Raw genomic sequence first — 1,432 nt, forward strand, 5'->3', positions numbered from 1 at the left:
AAATGGAAACGGTATAAAATAAAATTTGGATGTTAAAGCGATAAAAAGGTTATAAAGTAATACGTTTAAATGTTAGTTAAAGGTAAGAATTACCTTTTTATATTAATTACGTTGTAGAATGACTAAAAATATTTTAGCTCTTATATGAAAAGGTTATGTAAAAAATAGCTATCTAGCTCTTTTTTACATAACCTTTTGTGTTTTTAAAGGATTTTACATAAGAAAAACTCTATAATTAAGGTAGTTAATATATATTTTTTGATGGGTGTGGGGATTGTGAAGGAAATATGTATGTTATTAGTAGCTGTTATATTATGGGGGACGGCAATTGCGCCAACGAAATGGGCATTAGAATCCATTCAACCATTTACTTTGTTGTTTATTCGCCTTTTCTTCGCGGGTGGAATCTGTTTACTATTCTCATTTAAACAATTAAAAAGATCAGTTGTACATAAACAAGTCCCGTGGAAAAGAATGAGTTTACTATCTTTTACTGGTGTAGCTGGGTACTTTATGTTCACATCCTACGGCATTTCTTTAACAAGTGGATTACATGTTAGTATCATAGATGCTGCGTTACCATTAGTTACAATTCTTTTTTCGGCGTTCTTTTTGAAAGAGAAAATTCAGCTGAATTATTGGATCGGTATTATATTGGGGGCTATAGGGGTACTTCTTATTACAATTTCATCTAACAATGCTGATCAAGAGGTATCTTTAATAGGAGATATCCTTATTTTATTAAGCACCTTCTTATTTGCATTCTATACAGTATTGTTAAAACAGCCGAAACAGGAACAGCATCTATCAAACAAGGTTTTTACAACATTAACTTTAATTATTGGATCGGTTATTTTATTACCATTTGCAATGGTAGAAACTTTTTATTACGGTTTCCCAAAGATTGAAACGTGGAAGACTGGACTTAGTGTAATGTATCTTGTTATTGGAGCGACAATTCTAGCATATTGGTTTTGGAATAAAGCACTAGAGAGGGTTTCCGCATCAGTAAGTGGATTATATTTAAATGCATTACCGTTAATAAGTATTATTGCTTCAATTGTTCTATTAAATGAATCTTTAACGTGGAGAATAGTAATAGGCGGTGGCTTAGTCTTATTTGGAGTGATATGGGCGGATAAACGTAAATTAATTGATTTATTTATGTCAGGAGATTGAAATATTAAAGAGAATGAAGAGTGTTAAAGTTTATAAGTGCATGTATATAATGTGTAATCAAAAGGACGTCTTGTATGTAATGGGCTGTCCTTTTTTATTATTTTCATTGAAATAGAGAAATAGGATAACTGAAATTAATATAGAAAATACCTTTGGGAATTATTTTTATTATTAATTGAATAAAAGGTGTTGACGATTATCCTATAGAGGTGTAATATAGAACAAGTCGCCGGTAGCAACAACGCAGAAAGCG

At 31.0% G+C, this 1,432-nt stretch carries 1 protein-coding gene; it reads left to right on the forward strand.

The annotated features are described in order from the left end of the window. The first annotated feature begins 291 nt into the window (after positions 1 to 291). Positions 292 to 1,179 carry a DMT family transporter gene (locus tag KI356_RS25720; RefSeq protein ID WP_212936853.1) on the forward strand — a complete coding sequence of 296 codons (888 nt, stop codon included), beginning with the start codon at positions 292 to 294 and terminating at the stop codon, positions 1,177 to 1,179. Positions 1,180 to 1,432 lie beyond the last annotated feature (253 nt).

Source organism: Bacillus hominis (genome assembly GCF_018332515.1).
Taxonomy (GTDB): Bacteria; Bacillota; Bacilli; order Bacillales; family Bacillaceae_G; genus Bacillus_A; species Bacillus_A hominis.